17 protein-coding genes are annotated in these 21,020 nt (G+C 63.4%); 3 read left to right on the top strand and 14 right to left on the bottom strand.

Annotated elements, in window-relative coordinates; genetic code table 11:
* Nucleotides 1–14 precede the first annotated feature (14 nt).
* The 9 genes from TX24_RS07830 to TX24_RS07790 all read right to left on the bottom strand — a co-directional run bounded on the left by TX24_RS07830 (nucleotide 15) and on the right by TX24_RS07790 (nucleotide 11,486).
* On the bottom strand, nucleotides 15–2,252 hold the full coding sequence (locus TX24_RS07830; RefSeq protein ID WP_057710075.1) for a xanthine dehydrogenase family protein molybdopterin-binding subunit: 2,238 nt from the start codon (nucleotides 2,250–2,252) through the stop codon (nucleotides 15–17).
* Nucleotides 2,252–2,710, bottom strand: coding sequence for a (2Fe-2S)-binding protein (locus TX24_RS07825; protein ID WP_057710074.1), 459 nt, complete (start codon nucleotides 2,708–2,710; stop codon nucleotides 2,252–2,254). The genes TX24_RS07830 and TX24_RS07825 overlap by 1 nt, the downstream gene beginning before the upstream one ends.
* Before the next feature lie 678 nt (nucleotides 2,711–3,388).
* Nucleotides 3,389–4,144 carry an ABC transporter ATP-binding protein gene (locus tag TX24_RS07820; RefSeq protein ID WP_057710073.1) on the bottom strand — a complete coding sequence of 252 codons (756 nt, stop codon included), beginning with the start codon at nucleotides 4,142–4,144 and terminating at the stop codon, nucleotides 3,389–3,391.
* Nucleotides 4,138–5,172, bottom strand: a complete 1,035-nt coding sequence (locus TX24_RS07815; protein WP_003190501.1) for a FecCD family ABC transporter permease — start codon at nucleotides 5,170–5,172, stop codon at nucleotides 4,138–4,140. The genes TX24_RS07820 and TX24_RS07815 overlap by 7 nt, the downstream gene beginning before the upstream one ends.
* Nucleotides 5,169–6,308: an ABC transporter substrate-binding protein gene (locus TX24_RS07810; RefSeq protein ID WP_057710072.1), complete on the bottom strand. Its 1,140-nt coding sequence runs from the start codon at nucleotides 6,306–6,308 to the stop codon at nucleotides 5,169–5,171. The genes TX24_RS07815 and TX24_RS07810 overlap by 4 nt, the downstream gene beginning before the upstream one ends.
* A gap of 20 nt (nucleotides 6,309–6,328) precedes the next feature.
* Nucleotides 6,329–8,692, bottom strand: a complete 2,364-nt coding sequence (locus TX24_RS07805) for a TonB-dependent receptor (RefSeq protein ID WP_003190506.1) — start codon at nucleotides 8,690–8,692, stop codon at nucleotides 6,329–6,331.
* 100 nt (nucleotides 8,693–8,792) lie between these two features.
* Nucleotides 8,793–9,761: a FecR domain-containing protein gene (locus TX24_RS07800; RefSeq protein ID WP_003190508.1), complete on the bottom strand. Its 969-nt coding sequence runs from the start codon at nucleotides 9,759–9,761 to the stop codon at nucleotides 8,793–8,795.
* On the bottom strand, nucleotides 9,762–10,277 hold the full coding sequence (locus TX24_RS07795; RefSeq protein ID WP_003190510.1) for a sigma-70 family RNA polymerase sigma factor: 516 nt from the start codon (nucleotides 10,275–10,277) through the stop codon (nucleotides 9,762–9,764).
* A 36-nt stretch (nucleotides 10,278–10,313) separates the two neighbouring features.
* Nucleotides 10,314–11,486, bottom strand: a complete 1,173-nt coding sequence (locus TX24_RS07790; protein ID WP_003190511.1) for an MFS transporter — start codon at nucleotides 11,484–11,486, stop codon at nucleotides 10,314–10,316.
* A gap of 109 nt (nucleotides 11,487–11,595) precedes the next feature.
* Between TX24_RS07790 and TX24_RS07785 the strand changes: the two genes are divergently transcribed.
* On the top strand, nucleotides 11,596–13,761 hold the full coding sequence (locus tag TX24_RS07785; protein WP_003190512.1) for a TonB-dependent receptor: 2,166 nt from the start codon (nucleotides 11,596–11,598) through the stop codon (nucleotides 13,759–13,761).
* A gap of 9 nt (nucleotides 13,762–13,770) precedes the next feature.
* Here the strand turns inward: TX24_RS07785 and TX24_RS07780 are convergent, their stop codons facing one another.
* Complete coding sequence (locus tag TX24_RS07780) at nucleotides 13,771–14,700, bottom strand: LysR family transcriptional regulator (protein ID WP_057710071.1); 930 nt, start codon at nucleotides 14,698–14,700, stop codon at nucleotides 13,771–13,773.
* A gap of 108 nt (nucleotides 14,701–14,808) precedes the next feature.
* Between TX24_RS07780 and TX24_RS07775 the strand changes: the two genes are divergently transcribed.
* Both TX24_RS07775 and TX24_RS07770 read left to right on the top strand, forming a co-directional pair.
* Entirely contained in the window at nucleotides 14,809–16,308 is a 1,500-nt protein-coding gene (locus tag TX24_RS07775) for a CoA-acylating methylmalonate-semialdehyde dehydrogenase (RefSeq protein WP_057710070.1), read from the top strand.
* A 173-nt stretch (nucleotides 16,309–16,481) separates the two neighbouring features.
* Nucleotides 16,482–17,258, top strand: a complete 777-nt coding sequence (locus TX24_RS07770) for an ABC transporter substrate-binding protein (protein WP_057710069.1) — start codon at nucleotides 16,482–16,484, stop codon at nucleotides 17,256–17,258.
* A 159-nt stretch (nucleotides 17,259–17,417) separates the two neighbouring features.
* Here the strand turns inward: TX24_RS07770 and TX24_RS07765 are convergent, their stop codons facing one another.
* The 4 genes from TX24_RS07765 to TX24_RS07750 all read right to left on the bottom strand — a co-directional run bounded on the left by TX24_RS07765 (nucleotide 17,418) and on the right by TX24_RS07750 (nucleotide 20,748).
* Nucleotides 17,418–18,044, bottom strand: a complete 627-nt coding sequence (locus tag TX24_RS07765) for a helix-turn-helix transcriptional regulator (protein ID WP_034134993.1) — start codon at nucleotides 18,042–18,044, stop codon at nucleotides 17,418–17,420.
* Nucleotides 18,044–19,177 (bottom strand): NAD(P)/FAD-dependent oxidoreductase, encoded by a 1,134-nt coding sequence (locus tag TX24_RS07760; RefSeq protein WP_057710068.1) that lies wholly within the window; start codon nucleotides 19,175–19,177, stop codon nucleotides 18,044–18,046. Before TX24_RS07760 ends, TX24_RS07765 begins: the two co-directional genes overlap by 1 nt.
* A 117-nt stretch (nucleotides 19,178–19,294) precedes the next feature.
* Entirely contained in the window at nucleotides 19,295–20,236 is a 942-nt protein-coding gene (locus tag TX24_RS07755) for an ornithine cyclodeaminase family protein (RefSeq protein WP_057710067.1), read from the bottom strand.
* A 203-nt stretch (nucleotides 20,237–20,439) separates the two neighbouring features.
* Nucleotides 20,440–20,748, bottom strand: coding sequence for a DUF6124 family protein (locus TX24_RS07750; RefSeq protein ID WP_003190524.1), 309 nt, complete (start codon nucleotides 20,746–20,748; stop codon nucleotides 20,440–20,442).
* Nucleotides 20,749–21,020 lie beyond the last annotated feature (272 nt).

Raw genomic sequence — 21,020 nt, 5'->3', positions numbered from 1 at the left:
GCACTCCCTGTCGGTTAGCTGAAGGTGTAACGGCTCAAAGGCAGACTGCGGATGCGTTGGCCGGTCAGCTGCGCCACGGCATTCGCCACGGCCGGGGCCACAGCCGGCAACGGCGGTTCGCCGATACCGCCCATTTTTTCTCCGCTCTCCACGATCTTCACGTGGACCTGCGCCATACGGGAAGGCGGCAGCACCGGATAAAGGTCGTAGTTGCGCGCCCGTGGCTTGCCATCCACGTACACCGCTTCCTCCAACAAGGTTTGCGACAGGCCCAAGGCCACGGCACCGTTGACCTGCGCCTCTACAATCGCCGGGTTGACGATGCTGCCCGGGTCAATCGCTTCCCAGATGTGATGAACCTTGACCTGGCCGTTCTCGATCGACACCTCGGCCACCACCGCTGCATGGGAGCCAAACGGCGAGGCCATGGCTACGCCGCGTGCACGGCGGGTGCCGTCTTCGGCGGTGTAGGGCCCACGCTTCCAACCGCCAGACAGCTCGGCGGCCGCTTGCAGCAGGGTGGTCAGGCGCGGGTTGTCGCGCAGCAGGTGCAGGCGCAGTTCATAGGGATCATGGCCGCCTTTGTCGGCCAGTTCGTCCAGGAAGGCTTCGTAGAAAAAGTCATTGAGCGAGTTACCCACCGAGCGCCAGTAACCGAGCATGGCCGGACCTTTGACGTAGATCTGCGCAATGCGTTTGTTGGGGATCGCGTAGCTCTTGCCCGACAAGCCTTCCAGGGCGGTAGGGTCGATGGCGTCGCCCTGTTTGCCGGCGATGGCTTCGGTGGGGCCTTCGGTGGCGCTCACCGCTTCGATGGCCACAGGCAGGCCTTTGTCATCCAGCGCGGCGCGGAACTTGACCACGGCGACCGGGCGCAATACATCGCGCACGAACTCTTCTTCACGGCTCCAGATCAGCTTGATCGGCCGACCCACCGCCTTGGCCAGCGCGATGGCCTGCGGGTAAGGGTTGGCGGAGTCATACAGGAAATGCCGGCCGAAAAAACCGCCCAGCAGCGGCGAGTGCAGGGTGATTTGCTCAGTGCTCAGGCCGGTGCGTTTGGCGATGTCGGCACGGAACATATCCGGCGCCTGGTTAGGCAGCCACACCTCCAGCGTGCCGTCGGGGTTAAAGCGTGCCAGGGCTGAAGGCGGCTCCAACTGGGCGTGGTTGAGGTACTGGTTGTGGTAGGTGGCTTCGACGCGGGTCTTGGCGCTGGCCAGTGCGCCGGGCACATCGCCTTCGTTTTCCTCATCGCGGGCCGGGCCTTGCTGGGCGGCAAGGAAGTCGCGGTACTTGTCGCTGGAAAAATCCGCCGGCATCGCCCGCACGGTGGAGTCGGCGGCGGCTTCAAGCCACTCCACCTGGATGGCTTCGACGGCGCGCTTGGCATGCCACCAACGCTCGGCCACCACGGCCACGGCGCCGGGCAGGGTGTGAACCGAATGCACGCCTTTCATGGCTTGCACCTGCGCCTGGTTGCGCAGGCTGCCCACGGTCATGCCCAGGCGCGGCGCGTGTTGGACCGCCGCGTGGAGCATGCCGTCGATTTTCAGGTCGATGGTGTACTGCGCCTTGCCGGTGGATTTGTCATAGGCATCCAGGCGCTTGACCGGCTTGCCGATCCAGCGGAACTGGCTTGGATCGCGCAGGGTGATGCTGGCCGGGTCGGGCACCGGCATATCCAGGGCGGCACCTGCCAATTCGCCGTAGCCCAGGGAGCGACCGGAAGCGGCGTGCACCACGCGACCGGGTTGGGTGGTCAGCTCGCTGAGCGGTACACGCAGTTGCTCGGCGGCAGCTTGCATCAGCATCGCACGGGCGAGGGCGCCGAGGCGGCGCATGGTCGGGTAGCTCATGCGCACCGACATACTGCCGCCGGTGATGCGCATGCCATTTTCCATCACCACGTAGGCTTCGCCGGGCGGGGCCGCTTCGACGATGAACGTGGCCGGGTCTGCATCCAATTCTTCACCGACGATCTGCGCCATGGCGGTGTGGGTGCCTTGGCCGCCTTCCATGAAAGGGCTGAGCAGGCGCACGCTGCCGTCGGGGCGAATTTCCAGGAAGGCGGGTACTTGAGTGCCGCGTTCAGCGACGGCGCCGGTCGCGGCTTGCACGCGGGAGGTGCCCAGCGGCAAGCCGAAGCCAATCACCAGCGCGCCCACGGCAGTGCTGGCCAGGAAGCGGCGACGGGACAAGTTGATTGGTTCGCCCAGGGTAACGCCGGGAATGATCTCGGTGGTGTTCATCAGGCGGTCTCCTTCCCGGCGGCCAAGGCATCCATGGCGGTATGGATGGCATTGTAGGTGCCGCAACGGCAGAGGTTGACCATCGCCGCGTCGATCTGCGCCTTGGTTGGCGCGGGGGTGTGCTTGAGCAGCGCGGTGGCCGCGATCACCTGCCCGGACTGGCAGTAACCGCATTGCGCCACTTGATGTTCGACCCAGGCCGCCACCACACGCTTGCCCACGTCATCGGCCTCCACGGCCTCGATGGTGGTGATCTCCCGACCAACCACGCCGGCCACGGGCGTCACGCAGGCGCGTACCACGTTGCCGTCCACCAGCACCGAACAGGCGCCGCACTGGGCCAGGCCGCAGCCGTATTTGGTGCCGGTCATGCCCAGGTTATCGCGGATCACCCACAACAACGGGGTGTCGGCTTCGGCATCGACCTGATAGGCCTTTTGGTTGATACGTAATTCCATGCGGGCTCACCTGCTGATCATCGGTTGGTGGTGCTTTTTCTTATCAGGGACGTGCGCGGTGGCATGCCCTGGTGTCGCTCATGGGCGACGGGTTATGGCGGCGGGGTTGAGAACCGGTTTCATCTTGGCCACGCGCGCATGGTTGGACTCTAGACCACGGCGCAAGGGGTATCTATCCCGGCAGGCGATAAGTCGGAGGATCAGGCAAGTATTCGCGAGGATTGAGCGATAGAAGCAGTGGCTGATCCGAGATTTTGACTGAAGTCCCGGCATCTCTGTGGGAGCTGGCTTGCCTGCGATGGCGCCCTGACAGCCGACGCTGTTATACCGTGTACATATCCATTCCTGCGGTAACGGCCACTTAGGGTTCCGCTCTGACAGCGGGTCACTTTGGAAAAAAAAGCCCCAAAGTAACCAAAGGGCTCTTGCCCCACCACTCGGCACCTCGCCCAGGCTCGGTGTGCCCGAACGCAGGCTTGAATCCGTGGGCCGCCGCCACGCGCCATCCATGGCGCGGGGCGGCTAACCCGGCGTCCTGCCGGGTTACCCACGAATTCAAGCCTGCGTTCGGCCAGCGTGGTTTAACGGGGCGCCTGAGATCAAGATCAAAAGCAGATCAAGAGCAAGAGCAAGAGCGGCTCGCTTCGTATCGTGGATACCCATGCTTTCGCATGGTCTTCACACAACCCCATCAATCAAAATATGCGGCTGCCCCCGGCTGCAGCGCTCGATGCGTGCCTGCACCTGGTAAACCTCGCGCAGCATCGCTTCGTTGATCACCGCCTGGCTCGGCCCGCTGCCCTGGGCTGTGCCGTCGGCGATGACCAGCACCTGGTCGGCAAAGCGCAGTGCCTGGTTCAGGTCATGCAGTGCGATAAACACAATCACCTCGCGTTTGCGCGCCAGGGTGCGCATGAAATCCAGTACTTGTACCTGGCGATGCATATCGAGGGCGCTGGTGGGTTCGTCCATCAGCAGTACGTCGGGTTCGCGCACCAGCGTCTGGGCGATGGACACCAGCTGTTGTTGGCCGCCGCTGAGTTCACCGAGGTTGCGAAAGGCCAGGCCGGTGATGCCCAGGGCGCTGAGCATTTCGTCGACCAAGTTCAACTCGTCGTCTTGTACCACCCACCCCGGCGTCAGTTGTTTACGCGCCAGCAGTACCGATTCGTACACCGTCAACCGGGCGCTGGCGTTCAGTCCTTGGGGCATGTAGCTGATGGCTTGTGCACCTTTTTGCGAGCCCTGCAGCAGCACCTCGCCTGGCCCGTCGATCAGCCCGGCCATGCGCTTGAACAGGGTGGATTTACCGGCAGCGTTGGGCCCGACCACCGCCACCACCTGGCCGCCGACAAAGGCTGCGGTGTTCACGTCGCGGATGATGGTGCGCTGGCCGTAGCGGGCGCCGAGGTCTTTCAACTGGAGACTTACCATGAGTTTTTCTTGCCGCCCAGGATCAGGGATATAAAGAACGGCACGCCGATCAGTGACGTAACCACGCCTATTGGGAAAATCGCCCCCGGAATCAGGGTTTTGCTGACCACCGAGCTGGCTGACAGAATCAACGCGCCGGTGAGCAGCGAGGCGGGCAGGAAGAAGCGCTGGTCCTCGCCAATCAACATGCGTGCGATGTGCGGGCCCACCAGGCCGATAAAGCCGATGGTGCCGACAAAGGCGACCGGGAACGAGGCGAGCAGGCTGACCATGATCAACGTTTGAAAGCGCAGGCTGCGCACGTTGATGCCGAAGCTGGCGGCCTTGTCGTCACCCATGCGCAGTGCGGTGAGGGCCCAGGCGCGCTTGGCGAAAATCGGCAGGGTGACCAGGATGATCAGGCAGATCACCCCCAGCTTGGGCCAGGTGGCTTTGGTCAGGCTGCCCATGGTCCAGAACACCACGGCTGCCACGGCTTGTTCGGTGGCGAAAAACTGTACCAGGGCCAGCAGCGCGTTGAAGGTAAAGACCAGGGCAATGCCCAGCAGCACAATGGTTTCGGCCGTCACCCCACGGCGCAGGCTCAGGAAGTGGATCAGCAGCGCCGAGAGCATCGCCATGATGAACGCGTTGACCGGCACCATGTACTGCGCCGCCAGCGGAAACAACGCCACTCCAAACGCCAGGCCCATGGCCGCACCGAAACTGGCGGCGGCAGAAATGCCCAGGGTAAAGGGGCTGGCCAGCGGGTTGTTGAGGATGGTCTGCATCTGCGCCCCGGCCAGGGACAACGCCGCGCCAACGGCGACCGCCATCAGGGCGACGGGCAGGCGGATGTCCCACATCACCACACGCACTTGCGGCGCGGCACTGTCGGGCGAGAACAGGGCGCCGAGCACTTCGCTGAGGCTGTAGCTGGCCGGGCCCAGGGCCAGGTCGAGCAGCACGCTGCACAACAACAGCAATGCCAGGGCAAGGAGGATCAGGCGTTTGCGTATCACCAGGTTGCGGTAGGTCGGGGCGCTCATGGCTTGAGGCTCACGAAGTAACCCGACTCATAAGGGACGGGCAGGAAGCGTTCGTGCAGTTCTCGAAACGCAGCGTCCGGGTCCAGGTCGGCAAACAGGTCGGGATGAAACCACTTGGCCAGTTGCTGGATCGCCACGAACTGATACGGGCTGTTGTAGAACTGATGCCAGATGGCGTGGAAGGCTTGCGGGCCCTGGGCCTTGATACCGGCATAGGCGGGGCGCTGGGTGTACCACGCCAGCTTGGCTCGGGCCTGGGCCATATCGGCGCCCGGCCCCACGCCAACCCAATGCCCGCCGGGGGCAAACGCCTCCCAATTGGCGCTGGTGACAACGACCTGGTCGGGGTTGGCCACGATCACCTGTTCGGGGTTCAACTGGCCAAAGGTGGTGGGAATAATGCCTTTGGCGATGTTGTCGCCGCCGGCCATCTGCACGAACAGGCCGAAGTTTTCATTGCCAAAACTCAGGCAGCAGTCGTCGGTGTAGCCACCGATACGCTCGATAAACACTGACGGGCGCGCCGGTTGCTGCGCCGCAATCACGTCGGTCACGCGGCGGATCTGCTGGTTGTGAAACGCAATGAAATCCTCGGCCCGTTGCTCTTTGCCGAACAACTGGCCGAACAGGCGCATGGTCGGCTCGGTGTTGGTCATCGGTTGGTTGCGAAAATCCACGTACACCACCGGGATGCCCAAGGCATCGAGCTTCTCGATATAGCGCGCATCCTCGGTGGCATGCTGCGCCTCGATATTGAGGATGATTACGTCAGGGCGTTGGGAGATGGCCTGCTCGATATCAAAGGTGCCGTCTTCAAAGCCGCCGAAGGTGGGGATCTTGGCGATGGCGGGAAACGCGCGCAGGTAGGCGTTGTAGGTGTCCGGGTCGGACTGGATCAGGTCCTTGCGCCAGCCAACGATCCGTTCAATCGGGTTTTGCGTGTCCAGCGCCGCCACCAGGTACAGCTGGCGGCCCTCGCCAAGAATCACCCGCTGCACCGGCAGCTTGACCTTGACCTGGCGCCCAAGCAGATCGGTGACGGTGGTCAGCGCCGCCATGCTCGGCAGGCTAGCCCCCAACAACCCGGTGAACAGCAGCGCCGCTAGAAGGTGGCAACGTCGAACAATGCAGATCATGAATCAAGCCCTTGCAGGTGTCAGAAATCGACCGTGGCCGAGAGGAGGAGGGTGCGCGGCGAGCCTTGGGAAAACGCACCGTAGGAGGCGACGCCTGACCAATACTCGCGGTCGAACAGGTTCTGCACCGTGGCGCGCAGGGTGGTCGGGTGCTCGGCGATACGCGTGCTGTAGCGTGCGCCGATGTCGAAGCGGGTCCACGCATCGAGCTGTTGGGTGTTGGCCTGGTTGACGTACTGGCTGCCGGTGTAGATGGCGCCTGTGGTGAGCGTCAGGCCCTCGACCCATGAGGTGTCCCATTCGGCCCACAGGTTGGCTTGCACGTCGGGCACGCCCACCGGTGTGTTGCCGGTGTTGGCGGCAATCGCGGTTTTGGTCAGTTGGGCATCCAGCAGGGTCACGCCACCGAGCAGGCGCGTGCCGTGGGCGACTTCGCCCAACACATTGAGTTCCAGGCCGCGGTTGCGCTGTTCGCCCTGTACCGAGAAGCGCCCGGCGGCCAACTCGCCGCTGGGCTTGTGGATCTGGAACAGCGCCAGGGTCGACATGAAGGTGCCGTAGTCGACCTTGACCCCGACCTCATGCTGCTTGGACACGTAAGGCGCAAACACCTCGCCGGCGTTGGCGGCGTTGGAAGGCGCCACGTCACCCTTGCTCAACCCTTCAAGGTAGTTGTAGTAGAACGCCACATGCTCCCAGGGCTTGAGCACTGCGCCGAACAGTGGCGTGACCTTGCTGTCGTCGTAGGTGCTGGTGGCCCCGCCGGCGCTGTTGTAGTTGCTGGACTGGATACGCTGCTGGCGCAGGCCGACGGTGACTTGCACGCGTTGGTCGAGCACCGACAACGTATCGGCGATGGCTACGCCGGACAGTTCGCTGGCTGATACTTTCGGCGTGGCGGGCTTGGCGATCGCAGGCTTGGGCCGGTCCACCGGGTGGTAGAGATTGGACAGCACCGGGGCCCCGGAAATAATCCCCCGCGACAGCTCGTCGCGATAACGGCTGGCCTGCACGGTGGCGCTGTGGCTGATCGGCCCGGTTTCGAAGCGCAGCCGCGCACCGGCGTCGACCGTGTAGCGCTGCACATCGAAACGGTAATAACCGGGGATCGAAGACGTGTCGCCGGCAGCGTTGATGAGGGTCGGCGTCTGGTCGGACATCCGCGCTACTGCCGATTTGCCGCCACCGGCATGGGCAAACAGTGTGAGCGCGTCGGTGAGGTCGTATTCGCCGCTCAGCAGCGCGGATTTATCTCGCGTGCGCGACCAGCCCCAGTCCTGGCTGACGTTGGTGCGGCCGTTGGCGGCGGAGGGGACGTCGACGCCGGCAGCAATCAGGAAGGGGCGCGAGGCGGCGTCGAGTTTCTCCTGCTGGGAAATCAGATCAAGGCTGGTGCGCAGGCGTTCGCCCTGGTAGTCCAGGGACAGCGCGCCAATGCCTATATCGCGCGACTGCTGGTCGATCACCGTGTCACCGTTCTGCAGGCTACCGTTGAGGCGTACGCCGAAGCGGCGCTCGTCGCCAAAGCGCCGGCTGATATCGAGGTGGCTGCCGACCTGCGCGTCCTGGGTGTAGCTGGCGGTGTAGCGGGTCAGGTCTTCATCCAGGGAGCGCTTGGGCACCACGTTGATCACGCCGCCTACCGCGCTGTTGGGTGACATGCCGTACAGCAGCGCACCGGGGCCTTTGACCACTTCGATGCGCTCGGCGTAGTCGGTAAACACCCGGTAGTTGGAGGCCACGCCGTACACGCCGTCGAACGCCAGTTCTCCCAGGTTGCCTTCACCCACCGGGAAACCGCGGATGAAGAACGAGTCGACAATCCCGCCCGTCTGCCCGGTGGAGCGCACCGAGGAATCACGCTCCAGCACATTGCCGACCGTGGTTGCCTGCTGGTCCTGGATCAGCGCGGCGGTGTAGGCGCTGACACTGAACGGCGCATCTATCACGTCGGTATTGCCCAGCATGCCCAGGCGCGCGCCGGTGGCTGCCTGGCCGCCGGCATACAGCGGCGGCAGGTCGCTGGCGCGTGGCTCGGGGGCGCTGACGGTGATGTCCGAAAGCGTGACTTGACCCGGCACCAGGGTGTAGCTGCCGTCGCTGCGCTGCACCATGTCCAGGCCACTGCCGGCCAACAGCCGCGTGACCGCTTCCTGGGGCGAGTAACGGCCGGATAAGCCTGGGCTGGTCAGGCCCTCGGTGAGTGCCGGGAGAAATGACAGGGCAATACCGGCGTCCACGGCAAAGCTCGACAACGTGGCGCCGAGCGGGCCGGGGTCGATGTGGTAGGTGCGCACCGTCACGCTGTCCCATTGCGCCGGCACGTCCGCCAGGGCGGCACCGGCCAGGGCCAGGCTGAGCAGCGCGCTGCGAATCACAAGCATGGAGGGCAGCCCTATGGACGAAAGGGAAAAGGGGTATGAGTGTTTGCCAGCCGAGCGCGAAAAAAGTATCACCCGCGGCGCGTTTTATTTTGGCGCCGCCTCAAGCCGGCGACAGGCTGACCCAATAACCGTTCAAATGGCCGCTGGCGCGCACCGGGTAGGTCTGCACCAGCATGTTCAAGGTGCGCTGGGTATCGGCGATGGGGAAGGCCCCGGAAATACGCAGGTTTGCAATGGCCGGGTCGTAGCGCACGAAGCCACGCCGATAGCGGGTCAGTTCCGCGACAAAGTCTGCCAGGCGCATGTTGTCGGCCATCAGCATGCCTTGGGTCCAGGCGCTGATATTGCGGTCGGCGGGGGTGAGCGCGCCGAACTGTTGCGCGGAAAAATCCGTGCGTTGCCCGGCGCTGACGATCAGTGGCGCGCTCTGGCTATTGTCGGCCAGCTTCACTTTGACCGCGCCCTCAAGCACCGCCAGATGCGTGCGTGCGCCCAGTTCGCGTACGGTAAAACGCGTGCCCAGGGCGTGCATATGGCCCTGGCGGGTGCTGACCAGGAACGGGCGGGATGCATCCTGTGCGGTCTGCACCAGTATTTCACCTTCGCGCAGGCTCACCAGGCGTTGCTGGGTGTCGAACCGCACGTCGATGGCGGTCTCGGTGTTGAGGGTCAGGCGCGAGCCGTCGGCCAGGGTCAGTTCGCGACGTTCGCCGATGCGGGTGCGGTAGTCGGCGCTCCATTGCTGGGACTGCGCCAGCTTCCAGCTGCCCCAGCCCACCGGCATTACCGCCAGCAACAAGGCCAGTTTGCCCAGGGCTTCGCGGCGTTGGGGGTTGCTCGGGCGGTCCAGCGCCGACATCGCCAGGGACGGCGGCAGGCCACCGAGCTTGCTTTGCAGCAATTGCGCGCGCGCCCAAGCCCGGCCACGCTCAGGGCTGCTGACCTTCCAGCGCTCCCACTCGGCGCGTTCGCTGGCGCTCAATTCGTTCTCGCTCAGGCGCATCAGCCATTCGGCGGCCTCTTCAAGGGCGTCGGTGGGCAGCGGTGGTTCCTTGCCCAGGCTGAGCACTTATTCCACCCGCATCAGGCACTGGACGAGTGCCTGTTTCATGTAGCGCTTGACGGTAATCAGCGACACGCCCAATTGCTCGGCGATGTCCTGGTATTTGAGGCCGTTGAGCTGCGACAGCAGGAACGCACGCTTGACCAGCGGCGGCAGCGCGTCAAGCATTGCGTCGATTTCGTGCAGGGTCTCCAGCACCAGAAAGTGCGCTTCCGGCGACGGCACCTCGTGGGCCGGCACGCTGGCGAGCGCTTCCAGATAGGCACGTTCCAGGGCCTTGCGCTGGTACCAGTTGACCAGGATGCCCTTGGCCACGCAGCTCAGGTAGGCGCGTGGCTGGTCAATCACCGTGACCTGCGAGGCCAGGATGCGGGTGAAGGTGTCCTGGGCCAGGTCCGCCGCATCCATGGCATTGCCGAGTTTGCGTTTGAGCGTGGCGTACAGCCAGCCGTGATGGCCGCTGTACAGCGCCTCGATTGCGCGCAGGTGAGGGGTGTTATCGGCGGGAAGGCTTTCGCTCATGGCGCGCAACCGTGCAATTGAGAAGTATTCCCAATGCTAAGTGCAAACCCGTCGGTTGCGCAACGCGAGAATCGCAATCAGCGCCATGGCATAGGCCACACACACAAACAGGTAGGTGTACGCCAAGCCATAGACCTGGCTGAGCAAGCCGCCGGCGCAGATACCCACGATCGAGGCAAATTGCGCCGTGCCCTGGGCGATCCCCAGCACATGGCCTTGCTGCGTGCTGTCGGCGGTCCTTGAAACCAGCGCCATCAGTACCGGCGTGGTCGCGCCCAGCAATACGCCCCAGACAAAATAGGCGAGCACAAACACCAGCGGGTTGCGGGTGAGGCCGGCGAGGGCGGTCAGCGCGATGCAGCCGGCCACCACCCAGGTGAGGCGGCGCAAGCTGTCTGCCTGGCTGCGACCTTCGAAGTGGCGCGCCCAGGCGGTGGCCGACAGGATAAAACCCAGGGCCAGCAAGCCGTAGCACAGGCCGACCAGGGCATTGCTGACGGCGAACGTCGTACTCACATACAGCGCGAACGAGGTCTGCGGCAGCATCCGCGCCAGCAGCAGAATGCCCATCACCGTCAACAGCGGCAGCAGGGCCGAGGCCTGCCAGGTGCCGCCCGTTGAGGGGGCTGTGGTTTTCTTCACCGGTGGCACGTTCGGCAAGGTCAGCGCTGCAATCACCGTGCACACCGCACAGAGCGCCGCGGCGCTGAGGTTGATCCAGAAGAACGTCGCATGGTCGAGGATCAAGCCGCCGACCACGGCGCCGAGCAGCGAGCCGACGTTGGTGGAAATCTGCAGCAGTGCGAACAGCCGTGCACGCCGTGACGGCACCTCGATACTCACGCCATACGCCTGGGCCGGGGCGATGTAGCCGGCACAGGCGCCTTGCAGAAAACGCAGCACCAGAATAGTCCAGAGGTCGCTGAACAAGGCCAGCCCCAGTTGCGTCAGGGTCAGGCCTGCCAGTGCGCGAATCATCATCAGCTTGTGGCCGTAGCGATCGCCGATGCGGCCCCAGAACGCGCTGGTCAACAGAATGCCGAGCATCGGCCCCACGTACACGGCGACGCTGGCGAAGCTGAACAGCGTGTCGGAGTCGGTCAGTTGGCGTAAATGCACCGGCCAGAACGGCCCGCTCATTTCCATGGCGCCCATGGACACAAGCTGGATCGTGAACAGCAGGGCAATCAGGACGCGGGTGGGTGGCATGGAGCAGTCTCGCTATACAAAAAAAGTCGCGGCTGGGGTGATACTTTTTCACGCGTCGACTGGCATCAAGCGTAATCCTCACTTCACTTGATCAAAGGGCCCTGACGTCATGCCTGTTGCCAGCCGGTTAACCCTCGCTATTCGTACCGCCCTGTTGCTGGCTGCTGCCAGTGGCAACGCCTGGGCCGCCACCGCCGAGTCAACCGACGACAGCGCGCAGAGCCTGACCCTTGACGCGACGAACGTCAACGCCCGCTATCTGGGCCCCACCGACCTGCCCGAGGTGCTCGCTGGCGGCCAGGTGGCCCGTGGCGCGCGCCTGGGCATGCTGGGCAACAAGGACGTGATGGACACGCCGTTCAGCGTGACCAGCTACACTGCCAAGACCCTCGCCGACCTGCAGACGGTGACCGTGGCCGATGCCCTGGAGCGCGACCCCTCGGTGCGTTCTACCGGGCAGACTGGCGGTATTGTCGACTCGTTTTTCGTGCGGGGTTTTGCGATTGGCGAGGGCAACCTGGGCGAGTTGGCCTATGACGGCGTGTATGGCGTGGCCCCCAACTACCGCGCATTCACCGAGTACGCCGAGCGCGTCGAAGTGCTCAAGGGGCCGGGGGCGCTGATGTACGGCATCTCGCCCAACAGCGGCGTGGGCGGTGTGATCAATATCGTGCCCAAGCGCCCGCTGGACCAGGACCTGACGCGCTTTACCGGCAGTTATGCCTCCGACACCCAAGTCGGCGGTCACCTGGATATCAGCCGCCGTTTCGGTGAGGAAAACCAGTTTGGTGTGCGCTTCAACGGCAGCCTGCAAGGGGGCGACACCGCCGTGGACGATCAGCATCGCGACGTGGGGGTGGGCGCCATTGCCCTGGATTATCGCGGCGAGCGCCTGCGCCTGAACCTGGACTACATCAGCCAGAAAGAAAGTTTTGAAGGCGCCTCGCGCCCGTTCACCCTGGCGCCGGGCGTGCAGGTGCCTTCGGCCCCGAATGGCCGCACCAGCCTGCCGCAGAAGTGGGGCTGGTCGGACACCAAGGAGCAATCGGCCTTGCTCGGCGGTGAATATGACCTCAGCGATTCGCTCACCGTGTTCGCCCATGCCGGCGGCGGGCGGTCGGATGTCAAGCGCCTGTCGGACCAGGTGCCGCGCATCCTCAATGATGCTGGCGACACCAGTAATATTCCGGGTTACTACAAGTTCAACGTCGACCGTTCCACCGCCGATGTGGGCCTGCGTGCGCAGTTCGCCACCGGCCCGATCACCCACACCACCACGCTGATGGCGACCCGTTACCAGGATGAGCTGTCTCGCGGCATCAACAACGGCACCGAAATCCGCTCCAACATCTACCACCCGGTGGACACGCCCAAGCAAAACCTGCGGGCGCCGAAAGTGCTGCGCATCTCCGAATCGGAGCTGTCCGGCGTGGCGCTCACCGACACCCTGGGCTTTCTCGATGAGCGCATCCAGTTGACCCTGGGCGTGCGGCGCCAAGACATCGAGTCGCGTAACTACAACGCCGCAGGCGCGGTGAGTTCGCGCTACAAGGACGCTGCGACCACGCCTTTGGTGGGCGTGGTGGTCAAGCCCTGGGATGACGTGTCGCTCTACTACAACTATGTCGAGGGGTTGAGCAAAGGCGATATCGCGCCGGGTACGGCCAGCAATGCCGGTGAAACCTTCGCGCCTTATGAATCCAAGCAGCACGAACTGGGCGTGAAGTATGAACACGGCACCCTCATGACCACCCTGGCGTTATTCCAGATCGAGAAGCCCAGCGGCGAATTGGGCGCCAACGGTGTGTACTCCGTGCAGGCCGAGCAGCGCAACCGTGGTGTCGAGCTGAGCGTATACGGCGAAGTGGCGCCTGGCACGCGCTTGATGGGCGGCGTGACCTTCCTCGATGGCGAGCTGACCCAGTCGGCGAGCGCCGCCAACCGAGGCAACAAACCGGTCGGCGTGCCCGATATCCAGGCCAACCTGTGGGCCGAGTACGACACCCCGTGGCTGGAAGGTTTTACCCTCACCGGCGGGGCGATCTACACCGACAGCCAATATGTCAACCAGGCCAACACCCAGGAGCTGGATGCCTGGACGCGCATTGATGCCGGCGTCCGCTACGCGACCAAGATCGAAGGGCGGCCCACCACCTTGCGCGCCACCGTGCAGAACGTATTTGACCGCGAGTACTGGTCGGGCGTCGCGTCTTACGGCGCCTTCTCGCCGGGGTATCCACGTACTTTGCAGCTGTCGGCGACGGTGGACTTTTAACCCTGCCGCCTAGCGGAACCCGCCCGAGAGTTTGTCCTTCAGGTAGTTGACCAACGCACTCACCGACTTGGGTACATGGGGCGAGTAGGGCCGAATCAGGTAGATCTCATCGGCAAACGCGCCCTTGAGGGTCCAGTCCTTGAGCACCTGCACCACTTTGCCCGCGGCCAGCGCCGCCTGGGCGCTGAAGTCCGGGAGCAGGGCGATGCCCAGATGGTTGAGTGCCGCGTCGCGCAAGGCTTCGCTGTTATTGGTGGCGAAGCTGCCGGCGATGGGCACGGTGAGGCGCTCGACGGGGGGGCTGCCGCGCTCGAAGGTCCAGGCGGGCTGGTCGGTGCCGCGTGGGTAAAACAGGCAGTTGTGGGCCGACAGCTCGCCTGGCTCGCGGGGTTTGCCGTGGCGTTGCAGGTAATCATGGGTGGCGACCAGCACTGAGGTGGTGTCGCACAGCTTCCACGCCACGTGGGTTTCGGGCACCTGGAAGCCGTGGCGCACCGCCAGGTCGTAGCCCTCGGCGGCCAATGAGCTCAAGGCATCGGAGACGTCCAGTTGGATACGCACCTGGGGGTACTGCTGCAAAAAACCGGACAGGTGCGGCACCAGTTGTTGCCGGGCGAAGGCCACGGGGGCGGTCAGGCGCACCAGCCCGCGTATTTCCCCGACCGAGTCGCGCACCGAGGAAAAACTGCGGGCGATCTGCGCGTAGGCGCTGCGCACTTCGCGAGTCAGTGACAGCCCCGCATCGGTCAGCCGCACGCTGCGGGTGGTGCGCGTCACCAGGCGCGTGCCGGTGGCCTTTTCCAGGTCGGAAATGCGCTGGCTCACCGCTGACTTGCTCACCCCCAGGCGCGCGGCGGCAGCGGTGTAGGTGCCTTGTTCCTCCAGCACCGACAGCCAGTGAATGTGGGTCCACAGCCCTTCGATTTCAGCCTTTTCCATGGGTGTATTGTTCGCAGGTAAGGACAATAAGTTCTGGATTCTGCTCTGGTTCGGAACAAAGTGAAAGCCTATCGTGTGCACCAACGCCACCCACCTGGATCGACTGCCATGACTGCAACCATCGAGCACTACATCAACGACCAGCGCGTCAGCCGCGATGACCGTTATCAGGACGTCTACAACCCGGCCACTGGTGAAGTCACCGCGCGCGTGGCCCTGGCCAGCCGCCAGACCGTGGCCGAAGCCGTTGCCGCTGCCCAGGCCGCGTTTGCCGGCTGGGCCGACACCCCGCCGATCCGCCGCGCCCGCGTGTTGTTCCAATACCTGCACCTGCTGCGCGAACGCAAGGACGACCTGGCGCGCATCATCGTCGCCGAGCACGGCAAGGTGTTCACCGATGCCCAGGGCGAAGTCGACCGTGGCATCGACATTCTCGAATTTGCCTGCGGCATTCCCAACCTGCTCAAGGGCGAACACTCCGACCAGGTCTCCCGTGGCATGGACAACTGGACGATGCGCCAGCCGCTGGGTGTGGTCGCCGGCGTGACGCCGTTCAACTTCCCGGTGATGGTACCGATGTGGATGTACCCCATCGCCATTGCGGCGGGTAACACCTTTATCCTCAAGCCCAGCCCGACTGACCCAAGCGCTTCGCTGTTCATGGCCGAGCTGCTGCATGAAGCCGGCCTGCCCAAGGGCGTGTTCAATGTGGTGCAGGGTGATAAAGAGTCGGTGGACGCGCTGATCGAACACCCGGACGTCAAAGCCGTGAGCTTCGTCGGCTCCACGCCAATTGCCCAATACATCTACGAGAGCGGCGCCCGCAACGGCAAGCGCGTGCAGGGCCTGGGCGGGGCGAAAAACCATATGGTGGTGATGCCCGACGCCGATATCGAACGCACCGTTGACGCGCTGATGGGCGCCGCCTACGGCAGTGCCGGCGAGCGCTGCATGGCGATCTCGGTGGCGGTGCTGGTGGGTGATGTGGGTGACAAGGTCATTGCTGCCTTGACCGAGCGCGCCAAGACGTTGCGCATCACCGATGGTCGCGATTTGAAAGCCGAGATGGGCCCGATCGTGTCGCGGGCTGCGCTGGAACGCATCAGTGGCTACATCGAGCAGGGCGTAAAAGCCGGCGCGCAGTTGCTGCTCGATGGCCGTGACTACGTGCCCACCGAGCCGGGCTTGGAGAACGGCTTCTGGTTGGGCGCGACCTTGTTCGACCACGTGACCCAGGACATGAGCATCTACCGCGAAGAAATCTTCGGCCCGGTGCTGGCCTGTGTACGCGTGAACGATTTTGCCGAGGCGGTGAAGCTGGTCAACGATCACGAGTTCGGTAACGGCGTCAGCTGCTTCACCCGCGATGGCAACATAGCTCGTGAGTTTGCGCGGCGCATCGAAGTGGGCATGGTCGGTATCAACGTGCCGATTCCGGTGCCGATGGCCTGGCACGGTTTTGGTGGTTGGAAGAAGAGTCTGTTCGGGGACATGCACGCCTACGGCACCGAGGGTGTGCGCTTCTACACCAAGCAGAAGTCGATCATGCAACGCTGGTCGGAGAGCATCGAGCAGGGCGCGGAGTTTGCAATGCCGGTGTCCAAGTAAGGTTTAAGCGGTGCTGCTGGATCTGATGTGGGAAGGCTCAAGCCCTCCCACATTTTTTTGCCTGTTGACGGTTAAACACATAAAAGTCCAGTATGGAATTATAAGTACAAAATAGCCGCTGCACGTTTTTCTTCACTCTTGCCAAACCAACAACAACCTGCGAGAACCCCCTCATGAAGAAACGCCACCTCCTTCCCGCCTTGGCCTTGAGCCTGTTCGCCTCCAGCCACCTGCTGGCCGCCGAGAAAACCCTGCGTATCGGTATCGAGGCGGCTTACCCCCCGTTCGCCTCCAAGACCGGCGACGGCAATATCGTGGGTTTCGACTACGACATCGGCAACGCCCTGTGCGCGCAAATGAAGGTCAAGTGCGTGTGGATTGAAGGTGAGTTCGACGGGCTGATTCCGTCCCTCAAGGTCAAGAAGATCGACATGGCGTTGTCGTCCATGACCATCAACGAAGACCGCAAGAAGTCGGTGGATTTCACCCACAAGTACTACTTCACCTCGTCGCGCCTGGTGATGAAGGACGGCGCCGTGGTGGATGACCAGTACGTCAGCCTCAAGGGCAAGAACGTCGGCGTACAGCGCGCCACCACCACCGACCGCTATGCCACCGAGGTGTTCGAGCCCAAGGGCATCAACGTCAAGCGCTACAGCAATAACGAAGAAATCTACATGGACCTGGCAGCGGGGCGCCTGGATGCGATCTTTGCCGACACCATTCCCCTGAGCGACTTCCTGGCGATGCCGCGCGGGCAGGGTTATGCCTTTGTCGGCCCGGAGCTCAAGGACCCGAAATACGTGGGCGAGGGCGCCGGTATTGCGGTGCGCAAGGGCAATGGCGAATTGGTCAGCGAACTGAACGCGGCCATCGACGGCATTCGCGCCAGCGGCGAATACCAGAAGATTTCACAGCAGTACTTCAAGGCCGATATCTACGGCGACTGAATCACGCAAAGACGCGGTCAATGTGGGAGCTGTCGAGCCCCGGCGAGGCTGCGAAAGCGGTGGGTCAGGCGATGAAAATGTTGACCTTGCCGGCCCCTTCGCAGCCTCGCTGGGGCTCGACAGCTCCCACAGGGGATTAGCGTTGTCGTCAGAAGGGGGTCAACCCTTGAGTTCCTTCAAATGCTTGTAGACCGTCGCCCGCCCCATGCCCAGCACATTGGCCACATAGTTGGAGGCGCTCTTGCCCTTGAATGCCCCCTCGGCATGCAGCGCCAGCACCAGTTCGCGTTTGTGGTCGCGGGTCAACAGGTTCAGGCTCAACTGACGCTCGCGCAGCCAGGCATGCAGAAAGGTGTTGATGCGTTCCTGCCAGTCATCACGGAACAGCGCGTCCGGCTGTGCGATCAGCTTGCTCGGCGACAGGAACAAATCCAGCGCCGCCTTGGCCGTTTCGAACATTGAAATATTCAGGTTGATGCACAACACAGCCAGCCTGCGCCCTTGGTGGTCGTGCAGCACGGTGCTCAGGCTGCGGATTTTCTGGCCGTCCCAGTTGAGCTTTTCGTAAGGGCCGATATTCACCTCGCTGACGTCACCGTCGAGCATGTCCTCCAGGGACGAGTCGTCACCCAGGCTGCGTTTGGACAGGTTATTGGCGATGTAATCCACGGTTTGCGTGCGCAGGTCATGCAACACCACTTCTGCATGGGGAAAGAACAGCGTGGCGATTGCATCGGCAATCGCGCGGAAGTTCTGCATGACCTTGTCTTGTTCAGCGGTGTTCATCAATGGGGCTCCAGGCGGACCGGGGAGAGCATACCAGCGTCCAGGCCGAACCGGGTCAGTGCCTCCGGCAGCGGTTCGCCGCGCACCAGGGCGGCGCTTGCCTGGCCCATGGCCGGTGAGGTCTGGATACCATAGCCGCCTTGCGCTGCCACCCAGAACAGCCCCGGTACTTGCGGGTCAAAGCCCGACAGCAAATCACCGTCCTGCACAAAACTGCGCAGCCCGGCCCAGGTGCGCGTGGGGCGGCGGATGGTCAGGGTGGTGGCTTCCTCGATCTGGTAGATGCCCATGGCGATATCCAGTTCTTCAGGCTGCACATCCTGGGGTTCTACCGGGTCGGCGTTGGCTGGCGAGCCGAGGAACATGCCAGCATCGGGTTTCATGTAGAACGCTTCGTCGAGGGCCACCAGCATCGGCCAGTCGTGGCTGTCCACGCCGTCGGGGCCGGCGAAGACAAAGGCCGAGCGGCGCTTGGGCTGCAAGCCGATGGACGCAGCACCCGCCAGCCCGCCGATATGGTCGGCCCAGGCGCCGGCGGCGTTGATGATGACCGGCGCAGTGTAGATCGCATCCTGGGTGCGCACCTGCCACAGGCCGTCGGCGTCGCGGCTCAAGCCCAGCACATGGCTGTCGGTGCGCACGTCTCCCTGGTTGCGGCGGATACCGCGCAAGTAGCCCTGGTGCAGGGCGTCGGTGTCGATGTCGCAAGCGGTGGGGTCGTAGATAGCCCCGTGGACTTTGTCACGGCGCAGGATCGGCAAGCGTGCACAGGCTTCATCGACCGTCAGGCGCTGCACCTGCGCCACGGTGGCCTTGGCGCTCAGGTACTGGCTGTCGAGTTCGGCCGGGTCACCGTTGAAATCAACGGTCATTTCGCCCCGGGGCGTCAGCAGGGGATGTTCGCAGAAGCCTGCGGGTGGCTGGTCGAAAAAGGCCCGGCTGGCTAAGGTCAGCGCGCGTACCTGCGGGGTGCCGTACGCGGCGGTGTAGAGCGCTGCCGAACGCCCGGTGGAGTGATAGGCCGGGTGGTTTTCACGCTCCAGCACCAGCACCTTGCCGTGCTGCGACAACCAGAACCCGGTGGACGCGCCGGCGATGCCGCCGCCGATAATGATGAAGTCTGCCTGGCTCATGGATATCTCCTGAAATAAGCCTTGTAGGAGCGAGCTTGCTCGCGAAAAACGTTAACGATAACGCGCCCATCCTGTGTAAACGCAGTAGCTGTGAGGTCTTCGCGAGCAAGCTCGCTCCTACAGTCGGTACAGGGCATTGGCCAGGGCGATGTCTTCCAGGCCCAGGCCAATGGAGCGGAAAAACACGTGACGATCGTAGTCCGGGCGCTGGGCCATGTCGCTGAACAACTCGGGCAGGTCGCCGACAATTGTGCGTTTGTCCCAGCCGTGCTGTTCGCTGGCGATCAGCATCTCACCGGCCGAATCCGGGGTGGTCTGGCGGTAGTCGCAGAACACGTGCATCTGGTTGAGGCAGTGCGGCGGCACTTCATGGGCGCGTGGCGCGTTGGTGCTGATGGAGGTGATCAACGCGGGTTTGCTCAAGCGTGACGGGTCGATGACCGGGCCAGCGGACGAGGTGCACAGCAGGATCACATCCGCGTCTTCAAGGGCGGCCTCGCAGGTGGCGGCGAGGGTCAGGCGCGGGTCCAGGCAGGCCAACTGCGCGCGTGTTTCGGCGCTGGCGCTGTCCAGGCTCGGTGAGTACAGGCAGATTTGCTGCCAGTCGCGTAGGTTCTGCACATAACGCAGGTGCGCTTGGGCGACCTTGCCGCTGCCGATAATCGCCAGACGTTGCGCCGCCGCCGGGGCCAGCGCATCCACCGCCAACGCCGTGGTGGCGGCGGTGCGTGCGGTGGTCAATTCAGCGGCATCGCACAACAGCAACGGCTGGCCGCTGTGCATCGACATCAACAGGGTCCAGGCCGTCACCAACGGGCCTTGCTCACGCACGATGTAGGGCGAAGTCTTGACCCCGTACACCCCGTCTTCGGCCAATACGCCCAAGTAGTTGATGAAATCCCCGGCACCCTGGGGAAACTCCACCAATTGTTGCGCCGGCTGCACCGCGTGCCCGGCGGCGAGGTCGCGGAACAGCTTGCGCAGGATCAACGGCACGTCGACTTGAGCCAGCAAGGTACGGGCCTGGGCTTGGTCGATAACGAGGGGCGTCGCGGACATGGGGTTCTCCGTATAAACTAATTTGTCCATTATGGACTTTTAGTTTTTATCCGCAATAACCCGAGGGAAAAATGAGATCAATGTGGGAGCCATGAAGATCAGATGTGGGAGCTGGCTTGCCTGCGATGGCGTTAGTGCAGCAGCAAATGCAATGACTGACACACCGCCTTCGCAGGCAAGCCCGCACACAGTTTTAACCGCGTTTAGGCAGTGGCCTTGGTGCCGGTCAGGCACTCGATGGAGCGATCTACGGTGGTTTTTGCAATTTCCAGCAAATGCCACACCGCCAGGATCTTCGCCCGCTCAGGGCTTTGCAGCAGCTCGCCGCAATCCAGCGCCGTGGCAGAGGCACTGTCGAGCAGGCTGGCGGTGTAGAGCAGGGCGTCCTCGAAACTCAGGTCTTCGTTGACACAGTGGAAGCCTTGGGTAGGCAGGTAATGGTCGATGGCGCGGTTGAAGGCGGCGCGGTCTTTTGCGGGATCGATGGGTGGGTCTGGTAGTACTTTATTCATGGTATAGCTCCGGAATGTTCATGGAGCCGACACGCTTCGCGACTAAACGTAGGGTGGCGGCTGTACGCAGGTTAGTCGACCGGTCCAGAGCATCCGGCGCACCCGAGGGCGCCCCGCGCACAGCCACCATAAAAACGTTATGGGACCAAACGCTTGCTCGAATCCGGGCGACTAAACCCGATCACTGATTTGGCAGTGACGGACCGCAGACTAGCCACCGATTCCAGCAGGCACAAGGCGGCAAGGATTGTCTAGGAAACGTCCTGCAATTT

It is taken from the genome of Pseudomonas lactis (assembly GCF_001439845.1).
In the GTDB taxonomy this organism is placed as follows: Bacteria; Pseudomonadota; Gammaproteobacteria; order Pseudomonadales; family Pseudomonadaceae; genus Aquipseudomonas; species Aquipseudomonas lactis.
Note: the sequence above shows the minus strand (reverse complement) of the source record. Positions and strands in the feature narration are given on the sequence as shown.